Here is an 882-nt window from a genome sequence, read left to right on the forward strand (position 1 = left end):
AACGTGTGTGTGCAATACCGGTTCCACCTTTGCAAGGGTTTGCCTTTAGTGCGTCTGCCAATTCTTGAACTTTGCCTATACGTCTCAAGCGATTAAATTCGCCTGCTTCAGACAATAAAGCCAACCCTGCTGAATCATATCCTCTATATTCTAAACGCTTCAAACCTTCGAGAAGAATTTCAGCTACATCCCTTTGAGCCACAGCTCCAACTATTCCGCACATACCTTTTGTTCCTGTTTTCCAAATCTTATTCGATTACTTTACTAGTCGAAATCTTTAACTTACTTTTTGCTGGGTCTGTCCCAACCATCGATATTTCTTTGCTTTGACCTGGCTACAGCTAGTTGTTCTTCTTCTATATCTTTATTGACAGTAGACCCCGCGCCAATAGTTGCACGCTTACCAACTTTCACCGGCGCAACTAATGATGTATTGGAGCCAACAAACACATCATCTGCAATTTCTGTTTGAAACTTGTTAACGCCATCATAGTTACAGGTAATTGTACCTGCACCCACGTTAACATTTTTGCCTAAGGTTGCGTCACCAACATAGCTAAGATGGTTAATCTTACTACCTTCACCAACGGTCGTCTTCTTGGTCTCAACAAAGTTACCGACTTTCGCTTTAGTATTTAAACTCGTTCCGGGTCTCAGTCTTGCAAACGGGCCCACATTACAGGCGCTTGCCACAAAGCTATCTTCGATAATTGAATTAGCATGTATCGTGGTACCAGCACCGATTGTTGAATTTTTGATAATGCAGTTTGGTGCAATGCTGACATCCTCACCAAGTACGACATGCCCTTCGAAAATACAATTAAGATCGATAGTGACATCTTGGCCGCATTCTAATTCACCGCGCACGTCTAAACGATTTGG

At 42.5% G+C, this 882-nt stretch carries 1 protein-coding gene and 1 pseudogene; both read right to left on the minus strand.

Annotated elements, in window-relative coordinates; translation table 11 throughout:
- Positions 1–223, minus strand: a pseudogene (locus A3729_RS16760) (glutamine--fructose-6-phosphate aminotransferase); the annotation flags it as partial.
- 59 nt (positions 224–282) lie between these two features.
- Positions 283–882, minus strand: a 600-nt coding sequence (locus tag A3729_RS16765; protein ID WP_304439731.1) for a DapH/DapD/GlmU-related protein, incomplete at its 5' end; no start/stop codon positions are given.

It is taken from the genome of Oleiphilus sp. HI0043 (genome assembly GCF_001634935.1).